The sequence below is a fragment of the Armatimonadia bacterium genome, from assembly GCA_039679385.1.
Taxonomy (GTDB): Bacteria; Armatimonadota; Zipacnadia; order Zipacnadales; family JABUFB01; genus JAJFTQ01.
The window spans coordinates 60,662-82,592 of record JBDKVB010000017.1 but is presented as its reverse complement, the minus strand read 5'-3'; the positions used below and the strand labels follow the sequence as shown (position 1 = coordinate 82,592).

The following is a 21,931-nucleotide window of genomic DNA, read 5'->3' as shown; positions in this document are numbered from 1 at the left end:
GGCAGGTCGTGGCAGGACTCTGAGACCCCCAGGCGGAACTACCCTCGACCCGAAGAGAGGAAGCGCGTGGCATGGTCCAGGTGTCGGTACACCTTGCCGACGGCGCCCTTGCAGACCAGGTGCGTGCTGCCCTGGTGCGCGAGGGACTCGAAGTCGCCGAGGATCCCGGTGAGGCTCTCGTCGTCGTGGAGCAAGCACCGGAAGGCCTCGACGAGGTGTCGGCGCGCGTCGCCCAACTGGACTCCTGTCGACGGGTGAAGCCGGCACTGGTTCTCGTCGCCCTCGGCCGGAGGGGGTACTCGCGAGAGCAGGCCCTGCGAGCCGGTGCGACGGGTCTGGTCGCCGACGATGCCCTGGAGGAGCTGCCGGCGCTGGTCGGTGCGCTGTGCCGTCTGCGAGCGGGCGATCTGGACTCGCAGCCCCTGACGGGTCTGCCTGGAAGTGCGGTTCTGCAGCGTGAGTGTGAGCGGCGGCTGGTGCGCCAGGAGCCGCTGGCCCTGGTCTCCTTTGACTTGCGGCACTTCAAGGCCTTCAATGACCACTATGGGTTTGACCGCGGAGATCATGTACTCAAGGTTCTGGCAAATCTGTTGGAGGAGGTAGTAAAGGACGGCGGAAATGTCTATCATGTAGGCGGTGACGATTTCTGTATCGTCACGGAGCCCGGGCGGGCCGATGCGATTGCACAGGCGGCCATGGCCGGGTTCGATGAAGCTCGCGACGGGTTCTACGATGACGAGGATTTGCGCCGGGGGTACGTGCCCGGTCTGAGCCGTGCAACCGGCGAGGTATTTTGCTTCCCCTTGATGACCTTGACCGTCACCTGTGCAACGAATGAGGCGGAAGACGTTAGCCACCTCGGGCAACTGGCAATAATAACCGCACAACTGAGGCAATACGCGAAAGCGGCGAGCGGCAGCACCTACGCCCGGGACCGCAGGCTGGTGCATGACGTTGCCAGGTCGCTGCAGATGCGCGAAAAGCAGAAAGGAGGAGAGTGAACCGAGACCGCGTCCACTCGCGAGGAAGAGGAGAGGTTCGGCAGGCAAAGCAGCGTCCGCTCCCTTACGCGATTATACCTATCCATGAAGGCGGCCTGCCTTCCCGTCCTGCGTGTACCTCCTTCCTCCTCCACAGAGCAACGCGGCAGTCAGAGGTTCGCCCGCAGATGAAGGGTTTCATCCTGGTTGTAGATGACGAACCTGCGCTTCGTTTTGCCGTGCGCAGCTACCTCGAGAGCGTCGGCTATGAAGTGGAGGAAGCTACCAACGGCGTCGATGCCTTGCGTTGCATCGCACACCGCAAGCCCGACTTGGTGATCCTTGATGTTCTGATGTCGCCGATGTCGGGCTGGGAAGTGCTGGAGTTGCTCAACAGCAGCCCGGAAACGCGAGACATCCGGGTCGTGATCCTCACGGCCATGGCCATGGACCGTGACGAGGCCCTGGGCTGGCACATGGGCTGTGACTGGTACGAGATCAAGCGCAAGCCCTTGCAGTTCGACGACCTGGGGCTTGTTGTGAACCGACTGCTCGCCATCGACCCCCACGAAGAGGAGAAAGCCTTGGCCGCCGTAGGCGACAAGACTGAGGGTGGGAACTGATGACCCGCGCAGAGGCCCAACCCAAGACGGTGCTGGTAGTCGATGACCAGCGTGACATGGTCCTTGCCACGCGGATCTTTCTGGAAGGCGAAGGCTACGAGGTAGCGGAAGCCTTCGACGGGATCCAGGCCCTGGAGGTCCTCAAGGCCCTGGTGCCCGACCTTGTCATTCTGGACGTAATGATGCCGCGCCTGGATGGCTGGGCGACTCTGCGCAAGATGCAGGAGGACGAACGCCTGTGTGAAGTGCCCGTGCTGATGCTGACGGCCCTGAACGAGCCCTCCCACATCAAGACGGGGATCGATCTGGGCTGCACGTGGTACTACACGAAGCCGATCACCGACTACAGCGATTTTGGTCTGGTGATCCGCCGCATCATCTCGGGCCTGGAAGCACCGCCCGAGCCCCTGGTGTAAAGCCGCACTGACAGCAACCGACAGCGCCTCGGTCCGCACTCTGGGCCGGGGCGCTTTTCTTGTCGGTGAGCAGAATCGATAGAGCTCTGGGCTGCCTGCCCACCCCGGAGGTGTGCTGTGTGGAGGGTGCTGACGATTGCGATCGTTGCCACGGCTGTTGTCGCTGGAGGGGCACAGCCGGCGAAGGAGGCAAAGACGGTGCTCAAGCGACCGGAGACTGCCGATCCGGTAGTGAGGTGTGTGCTGCCGGGACTGCCCTGGATCGGGTTCTACCGTGGCGATTCCCGTGGCCCGGAGGAGGATCCCTTCCCTGCCAGCCTGCGTGCCTTCCTGGAGTACAAGGGCGAGAACCTGGGACTGCGTCCCGAACAGGCCAACGACCCTTGGCATGTTGTGTACGTCTACCTCAAGGGCACCTGCGGCGCGTCCTTCCGGATGGGCTGGGACAGTGAGAACTGGGACTGGGGATCCCTGGATCTGCTGGGCATGCCCGGCGACCCACTCACGACCTTCCGCGACGGGCTGACCCCCGCCGGCTATGGGTGCGAGGTACTACTGCGCAAGGACTTCGCTCAGTCCCTTGGTCTGGCGCAGGAGGTCGACTACGACGAAGCGGCCTTCCGTGACCGCATCCTGGCCAGTATCCGTGCGGGCGTGCCGGTGCTGGGACTGGGTGTCGTCGGCCCACCGGAGGCCTGTCTCATCACGGGCTATGATGAGGGTGGCAAGGTCCTTGTGGGTCGCAGCTTCTTCCAGGACGAGGGCGAGTTTGCCGTCGGGCTGGAGTTCGAGGAGGCTGGTGGCGGTGTTCCCGATCCCTACTTCCGGAAGCGTGACTGGTTCGCCGACACCCGTGGGCTGATCCTGATTGGCGACAAGATCGCGCGGCCCTCCGACCACGAGATCAACCTCAAGGCACTGCGGCGTGCCCTGGATATCCTGCGCACCCCGGTGGTTCGTGGGCGCTGGACCGGACAGGCGGCCTTCACGATGTGGGCCGACACGCTGCTCAAGACCGAGCCCTTCCCGCCGGAAGACCAGGAGACCCTTCGCAAGCGCCACGACTACCACCATGCGACCGGAGGCACGCTGGCTGAGGCCCGGGCCTACGGTGCCGACTTCCTGCGCCACATGGCCGAGCAGGAACCGGCGGCGGCTGATGAACTGCGCGAGGCCGCCAAGTGCTTCGATGATGAGCACGACCTCGTGTGGGCGATCTGGGAGTTCACCGGTGGGATGATCCCCACCGACGAGGGCGTTCGCAAGTTCGGCCAGCGGTATCTGCGTGGACGTCTGGCGCCGCTGATTCGCCTGGCGCGACGACGTGACGCCGAGGCGGCAGCCCACTTGGAGAAGGCCCTCGAACTGACGGGCGGTGAAGTCGCGAAGCCACAGACTGCGGGCAACTTCGGTCGCGCGGTGCTGGAGGGTGTGCCGCGGATCGGCTACAACGTTCACCTGTGTCCCTTCCCCGGTTCGCTCTTCTCGGTCATGAAGTACCTGGGCGACCCGGTCGACTACGACTACCTGATGGGGATCACCGGTGCGGCCTTCCGTCGCCTGTGGAATCGAGACGACGGCGGGAATGTGGATCTCTCTTACCTTGCGCCGGAGCCCTACCAACGAGCATCGCTGGGCATCGGCTACGAGTTCCAGATCGTCCCGCGTGACAAGGGCAGAATGCTCGCAGCGCTCCGGGAGAGCATCGCGAAGGGCCGTCCGGCGATTGCCTTCGGCATCATCGGTCCGCCGGAGGCGGGCATCGTCACCGGCTACGACCAGGGCGGCGACGTCCTGATCGGCTGGAGCTACTTCCAGGAGGACAAGCTGCCGGGCTACTACCAGGAGGCCGATTGGTTCGAGAAGTTCGGGCGCTTCGAGCAGGCGCCGGACGCCGGTCTGGGGCCTGCAGGCACGGAGCCGGTCGGGCTAGTCGTGGTTGGCGACAAGTTCCGCTGGCCGGGGCCCTCGCAGCGAGAGTTGCTGATCTCCGCGCTGCAGTGGGCCGTCGACCTGGCGCGTACCGCAGAGCGGCCGAACCTGCCCGATCACGTGAGCGGTCTCGCCGCCTATGAAGCCTGGGCGAAGGGGCTGGAAGTCGACGCCGACTATCCCGCGGACGACCAGAAGGTGATGGAGACGCGGGCGATGGTCCACTGCGACCAGGTGGTCATGCTCTACGAGCGTCATCAGGGCGCACAGTTCCTGCGCTCCATGGCCAAGACGGCGCCGGAGGTTGCGGCGCAGCTCACGGAGGCCGCGGACCTGTATGACCAGGTCGGCGACTACTCGGGGAAGGTCTGGAGATGGGGCCACTGGCAGGACCCGACTGCGCTGAAGGCCCTCGCTGACCGGAACACACGACGCGAGTTCGCTTCGCAGATTCGCGAAGCTGCGGCGACCGAAGCGCGGGCGGTCGAGAGACTGGAAGCAGCGCTGAGGATCCTGACCGGCGGCGCTTGAGGAGGAGTTACTCGAGGTCCCGGTCCTTCCGGGGGATGGTCGCTTCGGCCAGGGCATGATGGTGGGGACTATGACGCGACCAGTTGCGCCGGGCGAGGTCGTGGTCCTGGTTGGCGTAGCAGTAGGCGCAGCCACCCGGACATAGGTCATAGGCGCCGATGTCGATGGACTTCATGCAGCCGCAACCCTTGCGTGAGGGCGCTGGGGAGACCTTGTGCGGCAGGTCGGCCCCGAGGGCACGCAGCAGGTCGGCATCCACGCAGTGAGCCTTGGTCACCATCTCGCCGAGCACGTCCTCATTGCAGCACGCTGAGAGCTCCATGCCGTGCGCACGAGCCCGAGCGCCCAGGTCGGCCGCCATCTCTCTGCGCTCAGCAGACGTCGGCTCGGTGTGCTGCAGTCCCGCCTGGGCGAAGGCCTTCTGCTGCCGCCGGTAGGGCGACATGAAGCTGATGACGCAACGCCGCGTGTAGCCCTCCAACTGCTCGGAGATACGGTCGAAGCGCCCCAGCGTCTCGGTTGGCCCGCCATATTGGGTGTAGACGATGGGGTCGAAGCGCCAGACAGCCGCCTCCGGGCCGAACTGCCGCGAGACCTGCCGCAACTGCTCGACGGCCTCTGCTGTGGGGACGATTCCCGGCTCCAGTTGCGGCGGATGCCCGGTGATGGTGAACTGCACGTAGAACACATAGCGCTGACGCAGAGCGGGCAAAGACGGCAGCAGCGGCCCCAGGTTCTTGGTCCACAGGACGATCCCTGCGACCTCTTCCGGCCGCAGGCTGACCTGGAACCACTGATGCGCGAAGGGCTGCCAGTAGTCGCAGAAACCCTCCTCCAGCCGTCGCAGGAACCACTCGCTGTAGAAAGCGGGCACGTCGGTGCGACGGCTGGCGGAGATGATGTTGCTCATGCAGATACCTGCTGCAGTTTGGTGCTTGGGGCGGCAACTGCTCAGGGCAGTTGCGCGCTCCCTAGCCCATCTCAGTCTTTTCGGGCTTGCCGCTCTGTGCGGATCGTGTCGCGGCGAGAACCACGTCGAGACTCTTGAGGCCTTCGCGGTAGGTGCAGGCGACCAGGGATGGGTCCTTCTGGCGGATGGCGGCGATGAAGGCCTCGTCGATGTTCGGCGTCGGCTCCGGTGCTGCGCAGAGCCAGGCGTCCTCTCCCGGTGACAAGGCGTTGCCCTGGAAGCCCAGCGTCATGATCTGGTCCCGGAGCAGGAAGACGACGTCACTGCGGCCGCCGCCCTTGGTCAGCATCGGGCTGGTGGTGAGTGTCCCGAGGGCGCCGGAGCGGAACTTCATCAGCACCGCCTGGCAGTCGGGGATGTCCAGACCCTCGACGTCCTGCATGGTTCGCAGTGCATAGTGAGCGTAGACCTCCTCGACGTCGCCGGCCAGCAGGCGGATGATGTCCACCTGGTGGATCGTCTGCTCGGTGAGCTGACCGCCGGACTTGCTCATCACTCGCCACCAGGGGGCGCCCGGAAGGCCTCCCCAGCGATGGCTGGAGACCATGCCGATGGTCTTGTCCGCGAGCCACTTCTTGGCGCGGCAGACCGGGTCGAGCAGGCGGAGCTGGAAACCAACGCAGGAGATCACTTTGTTACGCTCGATAGCCTCGAGCACTTCGTAGCCCTTCTCCATCGACAGGGCCACGGGCTTCTCGACAAAGACGGCACAGCCCTTGTTCGCGGCGACGACTTCCGCATCAGTGTGGGCGAAGGGCGGGATGCTGACGTAGACCGCGTCGACGTCCACGGCATCGAGCATCGCATGGTGTTCGGTGTAGGCGGCAGCGTTGTACTTGCCGGCCATCTCCTGGGCACGCGCCTCATCGAGGTCGCAGATGGCGACGATGCGTGCACCTTCCACTTCGGCGAAACGCTGCATGTGTCCCTGGGCATTCCCACCGGCGCCGATAAAGGCAGCCCTGACTTCGGTCATGGTTGGTCTTGCCTCCCTGGATGCGGCCTGACCGGTGCGGCGGCTCCTCATCGAGGTGTGCGCTATCAGCGGGCGAGCCGTCCGCCGGTCTTGTGTGTGCTGGGCAAGCTTATTCCCCGTGGCCGAGGAGTTGCCTTCCCAAAAGGGGCGATCCCGCAGGAAAGAGAACAGGCAAGGAGGAATACGCAAGCAGTCCGATTGTTGTAGGATAGCTGGCGGTCGCCCTCTTCCTCCTTCGCTGAAAGGACACACTCATGAGCCTACGAACTCGCGCACTGTGCATGCTGGCCTTCGCCCTGTCCTCGATGGCCCCGGCCGGTGCGTTGTCGCCGTACTTCGACCCGCAGACCATGATGCCGACCTCGGAGATTCAGCCCGGGATGAAGGCCGTCGGAAAGACCGTCTTCTCCGGCGTGACGATCACCGAGTTCCATCTTGAGATCGTCGGGGTGCTGGAGAAGTGGAATCTGGGCGAGGACCTGATCTTGGCCAAGATCCTCGACGGCCCCTGTGTCGAGCGCAGGACGGGGATCATCGGCGGCATGTCCGGTAGCCCGGTCTACATCAACGGTCGCCTGATCGGAGCCACGGCCTACGGCTGGGACTTCCCACGCGAGGCCATGTGCGGGATCACCGCCATCGACTCGATGCTCGATGCGCTGGGCACTCCCACTCCGGCACAGACCGTGGCGCCCGCGCCCAAGGTGGGTGCGCAGTTCTCGACTCGTGACGGCGCCCTGGCCGTCGTGGGGCACAAGATCAGGGCTGTGCGGGTCGTGTCACGGGAGCAATCACAGGCGCTCTTCGCGGACGACCACACGCTGCTCATGTATCCGGTGGCCGAGCCGCTGTACTGCGCCGGCCTGCCCGAAGCGGCGCTGCGGTTCCTCAAGGACCGCCTTCCCGGTCGCAACCTGGAGCCCATGGCGGCCCCGGGGATCACGCAGAAGCCCGTGCCGGTGGAGCTGACTGCGGGCGCTGCCTTCGGGGCGCTGCTGGCCTGGGGCGATTTCGACATCAGCACCGGCGGAACGGTCACCTACCGCAAGGGCGACAGTCTCCTCGGCTTCGGGCACCCGCTGTTTGAGATGGGGACGGTGGATGTTCCACTGACCACCGCCTGGGTGCATGACTTCATTCCCCGGTATAGCCGCACCGACAAGGTCATGAGCCCGATGAAGGAGATCGGGGCGCTGAAGACCGACCGTCCCTGGGCAGTCGGCGGGGCTCTTGGACCGACCTCGGCCCGCGTACCGGCGAGCTTCAAGATCACCGACGAGACCCGCCAGCGCACGAAGACCTATCACGTCGAGATGATCCGCAACGAGGATCTGACGCCTGCGCTGCTGGCGACCTGCGCCCTCTCCGCCGTGGAGTCCGCGTACAACGCCTCGGGCAAGGGAATGGTGCGGCTCAAGACGCAGATCAAGGGAACGAAGGGCGACGCGATCTCGCGCGAGGACCTGTACTACAACGAGGGCGATCCGATGTCCATCGCCATCGGTGGAGTGCTGGAAGGCTGCGGGATACTGACTCAGAACCGCTGGCGGTCGCAGGACATCGCCTCCTGTGAGTACGAGGCGACGCTCAGCAAGGCCCAGGATGCCGCGGCGATTGAGGAGATCTACGCCGATCAGACGGTGGCGAAGGCGGGCGAGGAAGTCACCTTGCACGTCAGGATTCGGCCGCAGGACGGGGAGCTTGTCGAGAAGACCATCACGCTTCCCATCCCGCTGGGACTGGAGAAGTCCGCGGTGCGGTTCGCGGTGTCCGGTGGCACAGACGCGATGCGCACCCGGTCGCGTGCCGGAGTCATGCCTCCCACCTTCTACAGCCTCGACGACTTCATCAAGGTCTACGAGGGCCAGGAGCGCGGTAACCAGCTCTTCGCCTGTGCCGGGATCGCTACTCGCGACCTCTCGGTCGACGGGACGAAGCTGTTCTGGCTCCCGAACTCCCTCAAGTCGCTCCTCGAGAACGCTCAGCGGACCGACCTGACCCGCGGCGGCGTGGAGGTCTCCAAGACGCTCGACGTGCCCTGGGTTCTCTTCGGCGGCGCCTCGCTGACTCTGCCCTCGGAAGACCGCTTCGGGCACCAGGTCAAGGGCAGCACACCCGGCAGTCGCCCCTTGCCGCCGGACGAGACTGACGAGGAGGACATCGCCGCACGGCTGCCCAGGGGCGTTCCCGCGAGCCTCGCCTGGGCGCACTCGGCCTTCACGCCGAGCCTTGGATCAAGGCCGGTTCAGGCCGGGCCCACGGACGGCGAGACGGGCAAGAAGAAGGATGAGAAGCCTTCCTCTGAGACCGCTACGAAGGATACCAAGACCAGCGAAGAGGAGGCTGCTGCGGAAGAGGAGGAAGCGCCTCCCGAAGAGGAGGAGACCACCACCGACAAGAAGGAGGGAGCGGTCGCTCGCGGGCCTTCCTTCTGGTCGCAGACCTCCGAGTCCGACTTCACTGCCGGTGAGTCGAAGGGCCTGGCAATCCGCAGCGACGGGGCTCTGCAACTGGCTCCCGAGTGGGCCAAGCCCACAAAGTTCAGTGAGCTCTACCTGACCGCGCTGGCCGGGTCTGCCGACCAGGTCTACGCGGGCACCTCCGACCCCGGAATCGTCTACCGGCTCGAGAACGGGACACCGAAGGTGTTCTATAACCCCGGTCAGTTTGGCATCTCGGCCCTGTGCGATGACGGTGCGTGCGGCTTGCTGGTCGGGACCATGCCTCAGGGACGTATCTTCCGCGTGGAGGCTGAGGGCAAGGGCAAAGAGCTGTGCAAGGTCGACGCCGACTACGTCTGGGACATCATCCCGGACGGCAGTGGTGGCTTCTATGTTGGGACCGGTCCTGATGCGAAGGTGTGGCGCCTCACGCTCGACGGCAAGCTGGAGAAGGTCGTCGAGCTGCGCCAGGGCCATGCCCTGCGGCTCCTGCGTGTGAAGGACGATCTGTACATCGGTACCGCGAAACGGGGCGCAGTCTACCGGCTGGATGCAGCCCACAACCTGACCTGCCTGTGGGAAGCCGCCGACAACGACATCACCGGACTCGTGAGCGGCGAAGACGGCACGGTCCTTGCCTCGACCGCACCCCAGGGCAAGGTCGTCGCGCTGAGGCCCGACGGCAGCCTCACGACCTGGTACGACAACAGCAGCACCGGCATCCTGTCGCTGGCGCAGGTTGGCGACCGCCTGTTTGCCGGGTCGGATGACAACGCGCAGGTCTTCGAGCTCATCAGCGCCAAAGCGCGTTCGGTGGTCCTCAAGAAGGACGGCTGCCAGGCAGCGCGGTTGTGGGGCAACGGCACTGCCCTCTATGTTGCACTCTCCAGTCCCGGTGTGGTCATGTCCGCCGACACCTCGGCGCCCGGCAAGGGCGAGTACCTGTCCGCAATCTTCGACAGCAAGCGCCCGTCGCAGTGGGGGAGAGTCGACTGGCAGGGCGTGACGCCTCCGGGGACGGGAACTGTGCTGCAGGTTCGCGCCGGCAACAGCGGCGACCCCAGGGATCCAAGTTGGAGCCCGTGGTCGGTCGCGCTGGCTGAGCCCGGACGCGAGAAGGTCTCGGCCTCCGCCGGCCAGTACCTACAGTACCGCGTCGAGATGACCAAGGCCGCCGGGCAGGCTGTCCCGCTACTGGACTGGCTGCGGATCTCGTACCTGCCCGCCAACCAGGAGCCGACGCTCAAGGACGTGAAGCCGGCAGAGGGCAGCGCCATCAGCGGCAAGGCGAAGATCCAGTGGAAGATGGAGGACGCCGACAAGGACAAGCTCCAGGCCCGCGTGTTGTACCGCCTGCGGGGTGAGCGCGACTTCAAGGTCCTCAAGGAGAACATCACCGAGACGGAGTACGAGTGGGACACCAAGAGCGTTGCCGACGGCATCTATGACCTGCGGGTGATTGCCGATGACAGCCTCTCGAACCCGACCGGCTCGCGCTCGGTCACGGTGGACGTAGCGAACGTCATCCTTGACAACAAGGCGCCCGAGGTGCAGATCATCACCGGTCCCTCGCAGCAGACCGACGGTGGTTGGGCCCTCACGGGCTTTGCCCTCGATGCCACCAGTCGGATTACCAACCTTAGTTGGGCGCCCAAGGGCGAGACCCTGTGGCGAGCTGTCCGCCTCGATGACGGCATCTATGACTGGCGGTACGAGAAGTTCCTGCTGGTGACGCCGCCGCTGAAGTCCAGCGTCACCGAGATCCTCATCCGGGCTCGCGACGCAGCCGGGAACGTCACCGATCAGACTGTGAAGCTCTCGGCGAAGACAGGCGAGGCCGAGAAGACCGACAAAACCGAGAAGTCGGACAAGGGCACCACAACGAACTCAAAGAGCGGCAAGCCCGCGACACCGCCTGCCAAGCCTGCCACGCCCTGAGTTGCGCGCGGCAGCACGTCCTTGTCTTAACCTGCCGCTAAGATCCCTTTGTTAGGATGGTTGCTGTAGCGATCCTTTTCCGGTAAGCGAAGCAGACCGCCATCACCAGCAAGGAGTCTCGGTATGAAGGCAAAAGACATCATGACAACCCATGTTCTTGCGATTCGTCATGACGACCGGGCCGCGCATGCCGTGCAGATCATGGCTCATCACAACATCAGCGGGATGCCCGTGGTGAACGATGCCGACGAGCTGATCGGGATCATCACCGAGCGTGACCTGCTGATGATTACGAAGATCCAGCCACCGAAGGTCAAGACCGCGCTCTACGGACTGTGGATTGAGCCCGACAGGATGGTGCAGGAGGACGCGGAGTGGCGTGGCCTCCTGGTCGAGGACGTCATGACCAAGAAGGTCGTGAGCTTCGGGCCGGAAGAGGCCGTGGCCGAGATCGCCAAGGTCATGCACGACAGGGGCATCAAGCGCGTCCCCATCGTGGAGGGCAAGACGATCGTCGGGCTCATTTCGCGCGCCGACATCATCAAAGCGATCGCCGAGGGCCGGTCGCTGGACTAAGTGAGCAGCCGCCCGAGGCAGCGCTCCTCTCGCACAAAACACAGGCCCAGGCAGACAGTCTGCCTGGGCCTGTGTGGTTCTGGTGACTGCCTTTCGGCGTTGCCCGGAGCCTACTTGCGTGCCGCCAGGGCCTCGCCGATGGCCTCGTCCAGTACGCTTACGCCCTCGAGGACTGCATCCTCGGTGATGCACAGCGGCGGGTTCATCTTGATGGCGCACCCGCCGACGCCTACCGGCGCGAAGAGCATGAGCCCCTTCTCGATGCAGGCCTTGGTCACGTCGAAGGTCAGATCGGGATTGGGGTCAGTGGTGCCCGGCATCGTGAACTGGATTGCTGCCACGAGGCCCTTGCCCTGGACGATCCCCACCTGCGGTGCGTACTTGTCCTTGAGCGGCAGCATGGCCTTGAGCAGGACCTCGCCCATGCGCGCCGAGTTCTCGACAAGCCCTTCCTCCTCGATGGCCTGGATGCTGGCCAGCGCGGCGACGCAGCACAGCGGGTTGCCGGTATGCGTGCTGGTCATGGAGCCCGGTGCGTACTGGTCCATGACGTCGGTGCGGCCGATGACGGCGCTGATGGGCAGCCCGTCGCCGAGACCCTTGGCGCAGCAGATCAGGTCGGGAACCATGCCGTAGTGCTCGAAGCCGAACCAGGTGCCACAGCGACCGAAGCCTGCCTGCACTTCGTCCATCGTGATGAGGATGTCGTTCTCATCGGCCCACTTGCGCATGGCCTGGAAGTACTCCGGCGGCGCAAAGGCGGCGTTCACGCCCTGGTAGGTCTCGCTCATGACGCCGGCGATCTGATCGGCGCTGATGCCCTTGTCGGCGAGGCACTTGAGGAAGTAGTCGAAGGAGGTGTCGGTGCAGCGGAAACCCTCCGGGTACGGCACCTGCACCATGCCCGGGTCGAGGTTGATGATCCAGGATTTCCCGGCGGGCATGCCACCGGCCATCTGGGCGCCCATGGTCCGGCCGTGGAAGGCGTTGTCGAAGGTGACGATGACGCTCTTGCGCGGGCCGCCCTTGGACACGCCATGAGTGCGCATGAGCTTGATGGCGCACTCGGTGGACTCGGCGCCGGTGGTGAGCAGGAAGGCCTTGCCCATGGACGGCGGAGTGAGCTGCACGAGCTTCTCAGCCAGCAGAGACCGCGGTTCTGCCGGGAAGCAGTAGTGGTGGAGGAGGCCGTGCTGGACCTGGTTGGTCAGCGCCTCGATGACCTTGGGGTGGCTGTGCCCGGCATTGGTGACCAGGACGCCGGAGCTGAAGTCGAGCCACATGTTGCCCCACTTGTCGAAAACCTGCACGCCCTTGGCGTGGTCCCATACAATCGGCGGCTGACCGGACATCGACCTGGGCTCGTATTCGCGCAGACGCTGCAGGGTCGGCAGCGACTCGGGGACCGGGATTTGCGTCTGGATGCGGCGGTACTTCGTATTGACCTCTGGAACGGTCTGGGGATCCAGCGGAAACGCACGATCGGCCATGATGAAGACTCCCTCTTCTCGGTGGTCTCGCCCGGCCCAACAACGCACAAGCCCGGGTGCCGGCCATCACCGGCGGCCTGCATGAAGGCACACCGCCACCTGATACCGGCAGCCCCTTAGCTTACCCCAACTGCCGGGGCGTTTCAACCTTGCGGGGGATGTGTTGCCGGGATGGGGCAGGACCGAAGTCGCCAAGGGCTCAGGCCGGGGCGCGGAAGGGCCGTGGCACCTACCACGACCTGCTCAGGAGCGCAATCCCAGCCGAGCTCACGGGGTGGTCATCCTCATTGTAGTGGAGCGCCTGGTGAGCCATGACGTTCCCTAACAGGGCGCCAGCGACGACGTCGTGGGTGTGATGTGCTCGGAGGTCCACCCGTGACCACGCAATGCCTGCGGCAAGCGCATACCAGCACCACTTCTGCTTCGGGTGGTTCTCGGCCAGGACGGTCGCACCGGCGAAGGCCAGTGAAGCGTGGCTACTGGGAAAGCTGTAGCCGGACTTGCCGTTGGGACGGTCCTCGCCCACCAAGGGCTTGAGTACCTGGACCACTGCCTCGCTGGCAAGCATTGCCTCCGCGGCGATCCTGATCGTCTCCTTGTCCTTGCCCTCGTTGGTCAGGCCCTTCGCAACCACGCCGAGCCCGAGGAGCGGCAGGCCGTAGTCGGTGAGGTTACGTGCGAAGGCGTTCTCGGCGTGGCAAGGGACAAGGGTGCCGACTGCCACCAGGAGTGCGAGTAGAAGGGAGTAAGGGCGGGTCATGCTGTTCGGCTCCTCTCTGCAGTCGCGTCCAGGGCTGCGACCGCAACGCTTCCGATTTCCCTCCCGCCGTCGCCATCACCTCCGCGACACGGGAGTCTCGAGCAGGGACCCGTGGACAGGGCAGAGAAAGGTGGCCGTAATGCCCCAACTCTCCCGCCGGAGGCCTTCCGGGTGCAGGTACTGGAGATCGCTCGCAAGCTGAACGTGCCGGACGAGTCCTACTGGTGCGAGTTGCTGCACCGCGAACCGGGCTACGTGGTCCTTCGCTATGATGTGACCCGGGACACCCACCTGGGGCCCTTTGTGATCCTGGCCGGGTCGCTGACGATCGCTCACTACCGAGAGGGCGTGGCCCACGTGCTGTGGGAGATGTACGGCCCGGAGCGCGCACTGCACGGGTACTGCTATCACCTCAGCGAGCCGCCGGTGATCCAGGACGAGACGGTGACTTACCTCGACCTTCTCCTGGACCTGTGGTTCGATGCCGCCGGGAACCTCACCGTGCTGGACCAGGAGGAAGTCGATGCGGCGCGCGCCGAGGGCCGACTGACTGATGAGCAACTGGCGAGTCTCGAGCAGGAACGTTTGCGGATCGAGCGCGATCACGAGCAGATCCTCCGCGGGCTGTGGCGACCTCCCGGAGGCGTCAGATCTCTCTGAGAGCTCTGGAGTGCGCAGGCCGCTTTGTGGTAGGGTAATCGCTACGTGGTCCTGCATGCCTCTCGTCTTGGAAGTGGGTCATGTCAGAAGCTCCTGGCCGCTCGCCTTCAGTCCTGCCCAAGCTCTTCGGGCTGGCTTTCATCACCGGCTTCTCCGGCGCCATCATGCCGGGGCCGCTGCTGGTGGCGGTTATCGGGCAGACAGTGCTGCAGGGACTCCGGGGTGTGGTCGGGCTGATCACCGGGCACGCGCTCCTGGAGCTGGTCACCGTCGCCTTGCTCGCGATGGGGCTGCAGGCGATGCTGGGAAGACCTCGCGTCCGCGGAGCGATTGGACTTCTGGGTGGAGCCGGTCTCGCCTGGATGGGCTTCGACATGGTCCGCAGTGTGCCGCACCTGACGCTGGACCTGAGTCAGGCAGGAGCCCAAGTCTACTCCTGGCCGCAACTGATCCTCTGGGGCGCTGCAGTATGCGCCGCCAATCCCTACTTCACCGCCTGGTGGGCGACGGTCGGCGCAGGTCAACTCGCGACGATGGCGCCGCGGACGGTCCCGGAGTATCTGTCCTTCTACCTGGGTCACGAAGCCTCCGACTTCTCCTGGTACCTGATCGTTGGCGCGGTCATCGTGACGGGGCGCAACTGGCTCACCGATGACATCTACCACGGGCTGATCTACGCCTGCGGGATCGTCATCGCCCTGCTGGGCATCGCCTTCATCTACACCGGGTTGCGTCTCACCTTCTGGGCGAAGCAGGGCCAGGACGCCCCGGAGTGATCGGGCCCTCAGGCTTCGTCGCATATGGCCGAAGGACTGAGGTATGTACGGCGAAGCCTTGACATGTCCGCCTCCTTAGGGTAAGAACATAGTCGGTGGTCAAGAATTGAAGCCAGGCAGGCGATGGCGGGCGGGTCAGAGGGCCGGCAGACGCTTGTCTGGGTTGGGTGTTGGCTTTCGCCGAAAGGCTTTACCGATGCGATCAGTACCGCTATGGGCAGCACTTATACTCTCTCTCCTATGCACCGTCTCCTCGGCGGCGACCTACTGGGGCGACGCCGATGTATCAGACTGCATGCTGTATAAGACCTTCGGGGTTCTCCTCGATGTCGGCTCCACGACGCTGACCGATACCAAGGGCACCACTCACAACGTCACTGACGCCTTCGTCAACGACTGGGCACCCACGACGAGTATCGGCGGCAACTGGGCCGTCGACAACTGGTATGGATCACCGTCGACGGCACCGGGGCTTCCCGGCGCTGATGACGACTGGGATAGCCAGACCGGGGCGTGGGAGGCCTTCCAGTACCAGAACCTGGACAGCACCCACTCAACCAATAACCCGACGTACCACCGCCCTGAGGGTGAAGAGCCCTACGACGTCGAGGCCATGTATCTGGGCCTTGACCCCGACTACCTGTATGTGTCGATCGTGACCTCCTTCCCGCAGCCCAGCGGATACGGCGAGAGTCGGATCGACATGTATGACTCCTTCTACATCGCGAGTGGCGACCTCGCGATCCACCTCAAGGGCAAGGACTACGCCTACGGTGTCGACATCAATCTGGCCGACACGATGGACAACATCGGCACCAGTATCAGCGACGGTGTGGGCGAGCCCAAGCAGAGCATGCTGGGCGACAAGGTCTACGAGACTGTGCTGGACACTGATCCAGGGCAGTTGGGGTATCCGTACATCGCGGGCGACTGGTACGTCTCGGCCGGGCTGAACTACGCGGCCGAGGATGGCGGTACGACCGAGCAGGGGAACCTGCTGTACACGAACTTCGAGGGCGCGTCGCTGCCCGCAGACCAGTACCTGGGCAACGCTGACGTCGAGTACTACCGTCTGACCAAGAGTGGCGACGTGCTTGTCGAGGACGGTTACGACGTCTATCAGATCGGTGTGAGGATCCCGCTGTCGCTCCTGCCGGACTTCACAGCCCTGTCCGGCACGGACGACTGGATCGGCGTGCATTGGACTTCAGGGTGCCGTAACGACGGTGCGGAGTCCAACCTGCGGGTGAGCTACGATGTTCCGGAGCCTGGCACCTTCGCCCTGATGGGGCTGGGCCTGGCCGGGCTTGGGTTCCTACGGCGGCGACGCAAGTCGGCCTGACGCGCCACTACCTTCGACAGACAGTTGTAGCCCCCTGGGTCTCAGGGGGCTACTTTGGTTCTGCCGGAAGGGCGGCGCAGGCCGGGTTGGTCTAGGAACTCGGGCTGTGCACAAAGAGGCTCTTGACCAGTTCGACAAGACCCGACCACTGCAGACCGGAAACGATCATCACAACGCCGAACATCCTCTTGAGCAGTTCGCTGGGCAGGTACTTCACCAGCGGCGCGCCGATGAAGGCTGTGCCCAGGGCGGCTCCGACGGCCAGACAGGCCGCCAGATGCAGATTGACGTTGCCGAGGCCATAGTGACGCAGGGCACCCACGAAGGACGTCGGCACCATTGCCGCAAGGGAAGTCCCGATGGCGATCTTCGGGTCATGCTTCCAGATGAGCACGATGAGCGGGACCATTATGACGCCGCCGCCGACTCCGAACAGCCCAGAGAAGGTGCCCACAAGCAAACCGACGCCGAGATAGCTTAGCCACTCAAGCAAGAGCTGCAAACTCCATCACTCCTCATCCTTGCCAGGTCAGACCGGAAGACGATGCCTACTATGCCGCAGGCACGACGGTGCGTCAAGACGCCGGCGGCCACAGGATTCGCCTCCTGCTGCGCTTTGCGGTACAATCGTCCCGTTTGTCGGGCGCACCACTTCCCAGGGAACCAGGTTGAAGCCATGCAAGCCAAGTACGTGCAGTTCGGTGCAGGCAACATCGGCCGCTCCTTCATCGGCCAGCTTTTCGCGCGAGCCGGGTTCGAGGTCGTCTTTGTCGATGTGGTGGAGGAGGTCGTCAGGGCGCTGAACGAGCAGAAGCGCTACCGTGTGGAGATCAAGGACCGTACTCCGCAGACCTTCTGGGTCGAGAACCTTAGGGCCGTCAACGGCCGGGACCTGGACGCCGTGGCCGAGGAGTTGACCACCTGCACGCTCTGCGGCACCTCGGTCGGCCCGAAGGCACTACCGACGACACAGCCCGCGATTGCTGCAGCGCTGCAGCGACGGCGCGACGCCAATTTGCCACCTCTGGACATCATCCTGTGCGAGAATCTCCGTGACGCCGCGAGCCATATGGAAAACGGCCTGCGCAAGCTGCTGCCGGAAGGCTTCCCGCTGGAGGACTGGGTCGGCCTGGTCGAAACCAGCATCGGCAAGATGGTGCCGATCATGCCCCAGGAGGTCCGGGCTACCGACCCGCTGCTGGTCTATGCCGAGGCCTACAACACCCTCATCTGCGATCGGCGCGGCTTCAAGAACCCGATTCCCGCGGTGCCCGGTCTCGACCCCAAGGACAACATGGTCGCCTACGTCGACCGCAAGAGCTTCATCCACAACTTCGGCCATGCGCTGTGTGCCTACTTCGCGCATCTCGAAGCCCCCGATTTGGTCTACACCTGGCAGGCAATCGAGCACCGCACGGTCGGGGAAGCAACGCGATCCGGCATGTGGGAATCGGCCCGCGCGCTGAGTGCACAGTACCCGGAGGAGTTCAGCGAGGCCGGCCTAGGCGAGCATATCGAGGACCTGCTCGGCCGCTTCTGCAACCAGGCTCTGGGCGATACCATCTACCGCGTCGGCCGAGACGTGACCCGCAAGCTGAGCCGCGAGGACCGGGTCATCGGGCCGCTTCTGCTGCAGATCCAGTACGGCGGGGCCGGACGCTTCACGGCTCTGTGCGCAGCGGCCGGCATGCGCTTCCATGCCCTCGACGAGCATGGTGAGCCCTTCGCTCCCGACACGGCCTTTGGTGAGGAGGTCTTCTCCCAGGGCGTGCCCTACGTGCTGGAGCACACCTGCGGGCTGGATCGCAGCGATCCTGTGGACCGTGTGGCCTGGGAGGCTATCGAGGCCGCTGACCGGCAACTTGCGGCCTGTCTGAGTGCGGGGAAGTCGATCTTCAGCGAGTCTTAGCGCACGGATCAGGTCGAGCTGTTCCGGCTTCAGGCCACGGCTTCGAAGTGTTCCAGGCTGGTGACTGTACCCTGGTGGCTCATCTCCACCGCGACGACATCCAGCCGCACCTTGCGCTTCTCAAGTCTGTGCTGGCGCAGGAACAGCTCGGCCGTCCGTCTGACCTTCGCCAGCTTCTGCGGGCCGACCGCATCATGGCTGGAGACCGCCGAGCCGACCGTCCTGGCCCGGACCTCGACGATCACCACCGTCTCTCCCTGCTCCATCACCAGGTCAAGCTCGCCGCAGACGTTGGCGCGATTCCTGCACATGAGGCGCAGACCCTTCGCCCTCAGGTGACGCAGGGCAGCCTCCTCGGCCCCTGTGCCAAGGTGTGAGCGCGGCACCTCTGGGGCTCGGCGGCGACTCTCTCCCGTTGCCAGCGGGATCTCCGGCACGGTCAGAATCCCCTGCAGCCACCGGCGCAGGTTCCCCAGAACAGACTGTGCCGACATCAGAACATCATGCCCCTCGGCCAGGGTCGGGGAGCGGACTGCCTCCAGGTGTGCTGCGCCACGTATTCGCGCAGGTTCAGGAGCGTCTCTGATCCGCCAGGGACGGTGGCGAGAAGTGTCCCGGCAAGGGCGGTGTCCAGGATCGGCCAGGCGAGTTCCGGGCGGACCTGGAGATGGCGGAACAGCCAGGCCAGTTGCCGTCCGAAGGCTCGTGGAAGGTCGTCATGGCCCTCGAAGGTGGTCTGAGGCTGCTGGTCGTAGGTGAGGCGGTTGACGGACGCCGGCACCGCGCCTTGCCGCAGAAGCTCGACGGTGCTGATGAACTGCACGCCCCAGCGCAGCACTTCCTCTGAGGGCTCTGTTGCGTCCGCCACGCGCAGGGCCTGAGCCGCCTCTTGCGCGGTCTGGCGCGTGTAGACCTTGTACCCGCTCTGGAAGTCGGCGTAGCCTTCGTACAGCCGGCAGTGCCTCAGGTCAGGCGGCGAGCCAAGGGCTGTGAGCGTCTGCACCGTCACCTCATTGAGCAACTCCTCCAGCTCTCCGCGAGCATACCCCATCGGCCGATGACGATCTGCACGACTGCCAACCACGAAGACCCCCTCCTGGCCTTCGCTGTCCCGCAGTTGCTCCAACCGGCGTGCCAGTTGCGGAAGATCGTAGAGGTCGTGGTCACCGTCTACGTCTCGCGTACAAAGATACTGGGCCTCAGTGGTGTCCAGAAGCACCTCGAGCCCGCGAGCCACCGCGCCACCTTGCCCGAGGTTCTGCTCCTGTACGTCGACTCGCGGGGAGCTCCCGCACCGCTCCTGCATCTCCTCGGCCGCCCTCAGAACCGGATCCACAGCCCCCGGACACCCGTCCACGACCAGCACCACGTTCTGCGGGTCCACGAAGAGCTCCGCATCGTCGAGGGTTTGGCGCAGGAATCCCAGGGCGGTCTCCGGCGCTGTATCCGGGGCGAACCAGACCGCAACGGTCATGCCCAGATCCCGGCGCAGCCTCTGGCTGAGGACGCTAGGCATGTTCATCCCCCGTGGCCTGGTCTTCCTCCGAGTCCGGCCCAGGCGTTTCCGTGCCCTTGCCTTCGACCCGGAGTTCCTCCATCGGCGGGACGGGCATATCAGACAGATCGGGCTGAGCGTAGGGAGTGCTGCCTTCGGGGAGCGTGATCCCGGCTCGGGTGAGTGCCGCCTTGGCCCGAGCGGGTAGCTCGGTCGTCGCCACCCACTCCTGGGTTGGGAAAACCGAGAAGGGCAGCACGACTTCGGCGAAGGTGTCTGCGCCGGGCGCGATCCGTGCTGGCCCCGCGGCAAGCAGGTACTCGGGAAGCTGCTGCCGGGCGACCTCGCCGGCGGCCTCGAGGGCCTGCATGGCTGCCTCGGCATCGGCGGCATCCGGCAGGGGCACGTGAAGCACGTAGCTGACGGAGTGCTGCTCGTAGACGGTGCAGACTGTGATGGAACCGTTGGGGATGTGGTGAATCTGGTTTCGGGTGTCCCGCAGCACCGTGGTGCGCAGTCCGACCGTCTGCACCATGCCGAACTTGCCGTTGAGCTCCACGTAGTCGCCAACGGTGTACTGGCCCTCCAGAAGCATGAAGAAGCCGCTGACGATGTCCCGCACCAGGGCTTGCGAGCCGAAAGCGATGGCGGCGCCCAGAAAGCCCACGCCGGTCAGCACGGGTACCAGGTTGATCCCGAGTGCTGCCAGGGCCCAGATGAGTGCCAGGAAGGTGATTGTCCAGCGCACGATGTTACTAAGGAGGGCGATGAGAGTCACGGCGCGCTGCTGCCGCTGCCGAGCAGCACCGGTCAGGTTCTCGGCTCGGGCCTGGGCGGCCTTCATGGCCTTGCGCAGGCTCCCGAGGATGACGCGGTAACACACATAGGAGACGAGGAGAATCAGCACGAGGGTGCCGATCCGCTCAGCCAGGGTCTGCGGGGTAACCAGCGCTCCCAGGGCCGCTTGCGTCGGTGAGGAGTCCACCGGTGCGGCGTTGGTCGGCGGCGCTTTCGGCTGTTGCGCGCAAACGACCGCCGGTGCAGAAAGCAGGATCAGGGCTGTCAGGTTACGTGCGATGCGACGAGGCAAGGCCACCAGCACCTCCCGGAAGACTGCTGCGCCACGCTGCAGCGGTACGAGGTCCTCTTCCTCCCCGAAGGGTCGCATCCCTCTCGCCGAGCGGCTCTGGTTTTCCTAACGGGCACAACAGGGACCTTCATCTTAGTCTATCGCCGTCCGCAGAACGCGACAGGAGGGATGTAAGCGACTCGCGGCTGTGGCGCATGTTTCTGGTTGCAGGCGGATGTGAAGTGTGGTATGGTGTTCACAATACCTAAACACCGCCGATTCCGGTTGTGAACGAGGCGTTGTCAGCGAGTAGTCTGGAAAGGATGATCCGAGTTGGTGGAGAAGGACAAGATCCTGGTTATTGAGGACGAGGAGCAGGATCGCGTGCTGGTCACGACCGTGCTTCGGAACGAGGGCTATCAGGTTGTTGAGGCTACGGATGGGGAGAAGGGGCTCGAACTGCTGGAGACGGCACAGCCCGACCTGGTGCTGCTCGACCTGATTATGCCCGGCATCGACGGCCTTGAGGTGTGCCGGCGAATTCGCGCGCGGCACGAGATTCCGGTCATCATGCTGACTGCTCGCCAGGAAGAGGTTGACAAGGTCGTCGGTCTCGAACTGGGTGCTGACGACTATGTGGTCAAGCCCTTTGGTCCGCGCGAGTTGGTAGCTCGTGTGCGCGCCATGCTGCGCCGCACCGTTATCACTGAGAAGGCGGCAGCCCAGAAGAAGCACATGGTCTACCCGTCTTTGGAGATCGACCTTCCGACGCGTTCCGTCCGCCTGGAGGGCGAGGAAGTTCACCTCACTCCGAAAGAGTTCGACCTGCTGTTCCACCTGTCCTCACAGCCGCGCCGCGTGTTCACCCGCGAGGAGATCGTGGAGGAAGTCTGGGGCTACAATACGCCCGGCGGGGACCTGCGCACTGTGGACACCCACGTCAAGCGACTGCGGAAGAAGCTCGAAGAGGGTCGCGATCTGCCCTGGAGTCTGGCCACTGTCTGGGGTGTTGGCTACAAGTTCGAGATCAGCGACTAACCTGTCGGT

19 protein-coding genes are annotated in these 21,931 nt (G+C 64.7%); 11 read left to right on the top strand and 8 right to left on the bottom strand.

What is annotated here, in order from left to right:
• The first annotated feature begins 71 nt into the window (after positions 1-71).
• From ABFE16_01835 to ABFE16_01820, 4 genes are all read left to right on the top strand, one after another.
• Positions 72-1,001 (top strand): diguanylate cyclase, encoded by a 930-nt coding sequence (locus ABFE16_01835; protein ID MEN6344010.1) that lies wholly within the window; start codon positions 72-74, stop codon positions 999-1,001.
• Between the two features lie 167 nt (positions 1,002-1,168).
• Complete coding sequence (locus ABFE16_01830; GenBank protein ID MEN6344009.1) at positions 1,169-1,603, top strand: response regulator; 435 nt, start codon at positions 1,169-1,171, stop codon at positions 1,601-1,603.
• Entirely contained in the window at positions 1,603-2,019 is a 417-nt protein-coding gene (locus tag ABFE16_01825) for a response regulator (protein ID MEN6344008.1), read from the top strand. Before ABFE16_01830 ends, ABFE16_01825 begins: the two co-directional genes overlap by 1 nt.
• 117 nt (positions 2,020-2,136) lie before the next feature.
• Entirely contained in the window at positions 2,137-4,482 is a 2,346-nt protein-coding gene (locus ABFE16_01820) for a hypothetical protein (protein ID MEN6344007.1), read from the top strand.
• A 7-nt stretch (positions 4,483-4,489) separates the two neighbouring features.
• On the opposite strand, the gene ABFE16_01815 is transcribed toward ABFE16_01820, so the two are convergent.
• Positions 4,490-5,392: a DUF1848 domain-containing protein gene (locus ABFE16_01815; protein ID MEN6344006.1), complete on the bottom strand. Its 903-nt coding sequence runs from the start codon at positions 5,390-5,392 to the stop codon at positions 4,490-4,492.
• 61 nt (positions 5,393-5,453) lie between these two features.
• On the bottom strand, positions 5,454-6,428 hold the full coding sequence (locus ABFE16_01810; GenBank protein MEN6344005.1) for a Gfo/Idh/MocA family oxidoreductase: 975 nt from the start codon (positions 6,426-6,428) through the stop codon (positions 5,454-5,456).
• Positions 6,429-6,682: 254 nt separating this feature from the next.
• Here ABFE16_01810 and ABFE16_01805 point away from each other — a divergent pair, with 254 nt between their 5' ends.
• Both ABFE16_01805 and ABFE16_01800 read left to right on the top strand, forming a co-directional pair.
• Complete coding sequence (locus ABFE16_01805; GenBank protein MEN6344004.1) at positions 6,683-10,807, top strand: SpoIVB peptidase S55 domain-containing protein; 4,125 nt, start codon at positions 6,683-6,685, stop codon at positions 10,805-10,807.
• Positions 10,808-10,930: 123 nt separating this feature from the next.
• Positions 10,931-11,383, top strand: coding sequence for a CBS domain-containing protein (locus ABFE16_01800; GenBank protein ID MEN6344003.1), 453 nt, complete (start codon positions 10,931-10,933; stop codon positions 11,381-11,383).
• A 110-nt stretch (positions 11,384-11,493) separates the two neighbouring features.
• Here the strand turns inward: ABFE16_01800 and ABFE16_01795 are convergent, their stop codons facing one another.
• The gene (locus ABFE16_01795) at positions 11,494-12,873 is read right to left on the bottom strand and encodes an aspartate aminotransferase family protein (protein ID MEN6344002.1); all 1,380 of its coding nucleotides are present in this window, start codon (positions 12,871-12,873) and stop codon (positions 11,494-11,496) included.
• 229 nt (positions 12,874-13,102) lie between these two features.
• Positions 13,103-13,633 (bottom strand): phosphatase PAP2 family protein, encoded by a 531-nt coding sequence (locus ABFE16_01790; protein ID MEN6344001.1) that lies wholly within the window; start codon positions 13,631-13,633, stop codon positions 13,103-13,105.
• A gap of 171 nt (positions 13,634-13,804) precedes the next feature.
• On the opposite strand from ABFE16_01790, the gene ABFE16_01785 reads away from it, so the two are divergent.
• The 3 genes from ABFE16_01785 to ABFE16_01775 all read left to right on the top strand — a co-directional run bounded on the left by ABFE16_01785 (position 13,805) and on the right by ABFE16_01775 (position 16,411).
• On the top strand, positions 13,805-14,293 hold the full coding sequence (locus ABFE16_01785; protein MEN6344000.1) for a DUF402 domain-containing protein: 489 nt from the start codon (positions 13,805-13,807) through the stop codon (positions 14,291-14,293).
• An 80-nt stretch (positions 14,294-14,373) separates the two neighbouring features.
• Positions 14,374-15,069: a LysE family transporter gene (locus tag ABFE16_01780; protein MEN6343999.1), complete on the top strand. Its 696-nt coding sequence runs from the start codon at positions 14,374-14,376 to the stop codon at positions 15,067-15,069.
• A gap of 196 nt (positions 15,070-15,265) precedes the next feature.
• On the top strand, positions 15,266-16,411 hold the full coding sequence (locus tag ABFE16_01775; GenBank protein ID MEN6343998.1) for a PEP-CTERM sorting domain-containing protein: 1,146 nt from the start codon (positions 15,266-15,268) through the stop codon (positions 16,409-16,411).
• Between the two features lie 91 nt (positions 16,412-16,502).
• On the opposite strand, the gene ABFE16_01770 is transcribed toward ABFE16_01775, so the two are convergent.
• On the bottom strand, positions 16,503-16,913 hold the full coding sequence (locus ABFE16_01770; GenBank protein MEN6343997.1) for a sulfite exporter TauE/SafE family protein: 411 nt from the start codon (positions 16,911-16,913) through the stop codon (positions 16,503-16,505).
• A 174-nt stretch (positions 16,914-17,087) separates the two neighbouring features.
• On the opposite strand from ABFE16_01770, the gene ABFE16_01765 reads away from it, so the two are divergent.
• On the top strand, positions 17,088-18,320 hold the full coding sequence (locus ABFE16_01765) for a mannitol-1-phosphate 5-dehydrogenase (protein MEN6343996.1): 1,233 nt from the start codon (positions 17,088-17,090) through the stop codon (positions 18,318-18,320).
• Between the two features lie 29 nt (positions 18,321-18,349).
• On the opposite strand, the gene ABFE16_01760 is transcribed toward ABFE16_01765, so the two are convergent.
• From ABFE16_01760 to ABFE16_01750, 3 genes are read right to left on the bottom strand one after another with little or no spacing between them, the layout of a single operon-like run.
• A complete protein-coding gene (locus ABFE16_01760; protein ID MEN6343995.1) occupies positions 18,350-18,814 on the bottom strand; it encodes a YraN family protein in 465 nt (154 codons plus the stop codon).
• Complete coding sequence (locus tag ABFE16_01755) at positions 18,814-19,836, bottom strand: hypothetical protein (GenBank protein MEN6343994.1); 1,023 nt, start codon at positions 19,834-19,836, stop codon at positions 18,814-18,816. Before ABFE16_01755 ends, ABFE16_01760 begins: the two co-directional genes overlap by 1 nt.
• On the bottom strand, positions 19,829-20,983 hold the full coding sequence (locus tag ABFE16_01750; protein ID MEN6343993.1) for a mechanosensitive ion channel family protein: 1,155 nt from the start codon (positions 20,981-20,983) through the stop codon (positions 19,829-19,831). Before ABFE16_01750 ends, ABFE16_01755 begins: the two co-directional genes overlap by 8 nt.
• Before the next feature lie 234 nt (positions 20,984-21,217).
• Between ABFE16_01750 and ABFE16_01745 the strand changes: the two genes are divergently transcribed.
• Positions 21,218-21,922, top strand: coding sequence for a response regulator transcription factor (locus ABFE16_01745; protein ID MEN6343992.1), 705 nt, complete (start codon positions 21,218-21,220; stop codon positions 21,920-21,922).
• Positions 21,923-21,931: the final 9 nt, after the last annotated feature.

Excerpts from the sequence above, each read along its gene's own strand:
- ABFE16_01805 (MEN6344004.1), top strand. The coding sequence starts at position 6,683 with ATGAGCCTACGAACTCGCGCACTGTGCATGCTGGCCTTCGCCCTGTCC.
- ABFE16_01775 (MEN6343998.1), top strand. The coding sequence starts at position 15,266 with ATGCGATCAGTACCGCTATGGGCAGCACTTATACTCTCTCTCCTATGC.
- ABFE16_01755 (MEN6343994.1), bottom strand. The coding sequence starts at position 19,836 with ATGCCTAGCGTCCTCAGCCAGAGGCTGCGCCGGGATCTGGGCATGACC.
- ABFE16_01750 (MEN6343993.1), bottom strand. The coding sequence starts at position 20,983 with ATGCGACCCTTCGGGGAGGAAGAGGACCTCGTACCGCTGCAGCGTGGC.
- ABFE16_01780 (MEN6343999.1), top strand. The coding sequence starts at position 14,374 with ATGTCAGAAGCTCCTGGCCGCTCGCCTTCAGTCCTGCCCAAGCTCTTC.
- ABFE16_01800 (MEN6344003.1), top strand. The coding sequence starts at position 10,931 with ATGAAGGCAAAAGACATCATGACAACCCATGTTCTTGCGATTCGTCAT.
- ABFE16_01835 (MEN6344010.1), top strand. The coding sequence starts at position 72 with ATGGTCCAGGTGTCGGTACACCTTGCCGACGGCGCCCTTGCAGACCAG.
- ABFE16_01830 (MEN6344009.1), top strand. The coding sequence starts at position 1,169 with ATGAAGGGTTTCATCCTGGTTGTAGATGACGAACCTGCGCTTCGTTTT.
- ABFE16_01825 (MEN6344008.1), top strand. The coding sequence starts at position 1,603 with ATGACCCGCGCAGAGGCCCAACCCAAGACGGTGCTGGTAGTCGATGAC.
- ABFE16_01810 (MEN6344005.1), bottom strand. The coding sequence starts at position 6,428 with ATGACCGAAGTCAGGGCTGCCTTTATCGGCGCCGGTGGGAATGCCCAG.
- ABFE16_01790 (MEN6344001.1), bottom strand. The coding sequence starts at position 13,633 with ATGACCCGCCCTTACTCCCTTCTACTCGCACTCCTGGTGGCAGTCGGC.
- ABFE16_01760 (MEN6343995.1), bottom strand. The coding sequence starts at position 18,814 with ATGTCGGCACAGTCTGTTCTGGGGAACCTGCGCCGGTGGCTGCAGGGG.
- ABFE16_01765 (MEN6343996.1), top strand. The coding sequence starts at position 17,088 with ATGCAAGCCAAGTACGTGCAGTTCGGTGCAGGCAACATCGGCCGCTCC.
- ABFE16_01795 (MEN6344002.1), bottom strand. The coding sequence starts at position 12,873 with ATGGCCGATCGTGCGTTTCCGCTGGATCCCCAGACCGTTCCAGAGGTC.
- ABFE16_01815 (MEN6344006.1), bottom strand. The coding sequence starts at position 5,392 with ATGAGCAACATCATCTCCGCCAGCCGTCGCACCGACGTGCCCGCTTTC.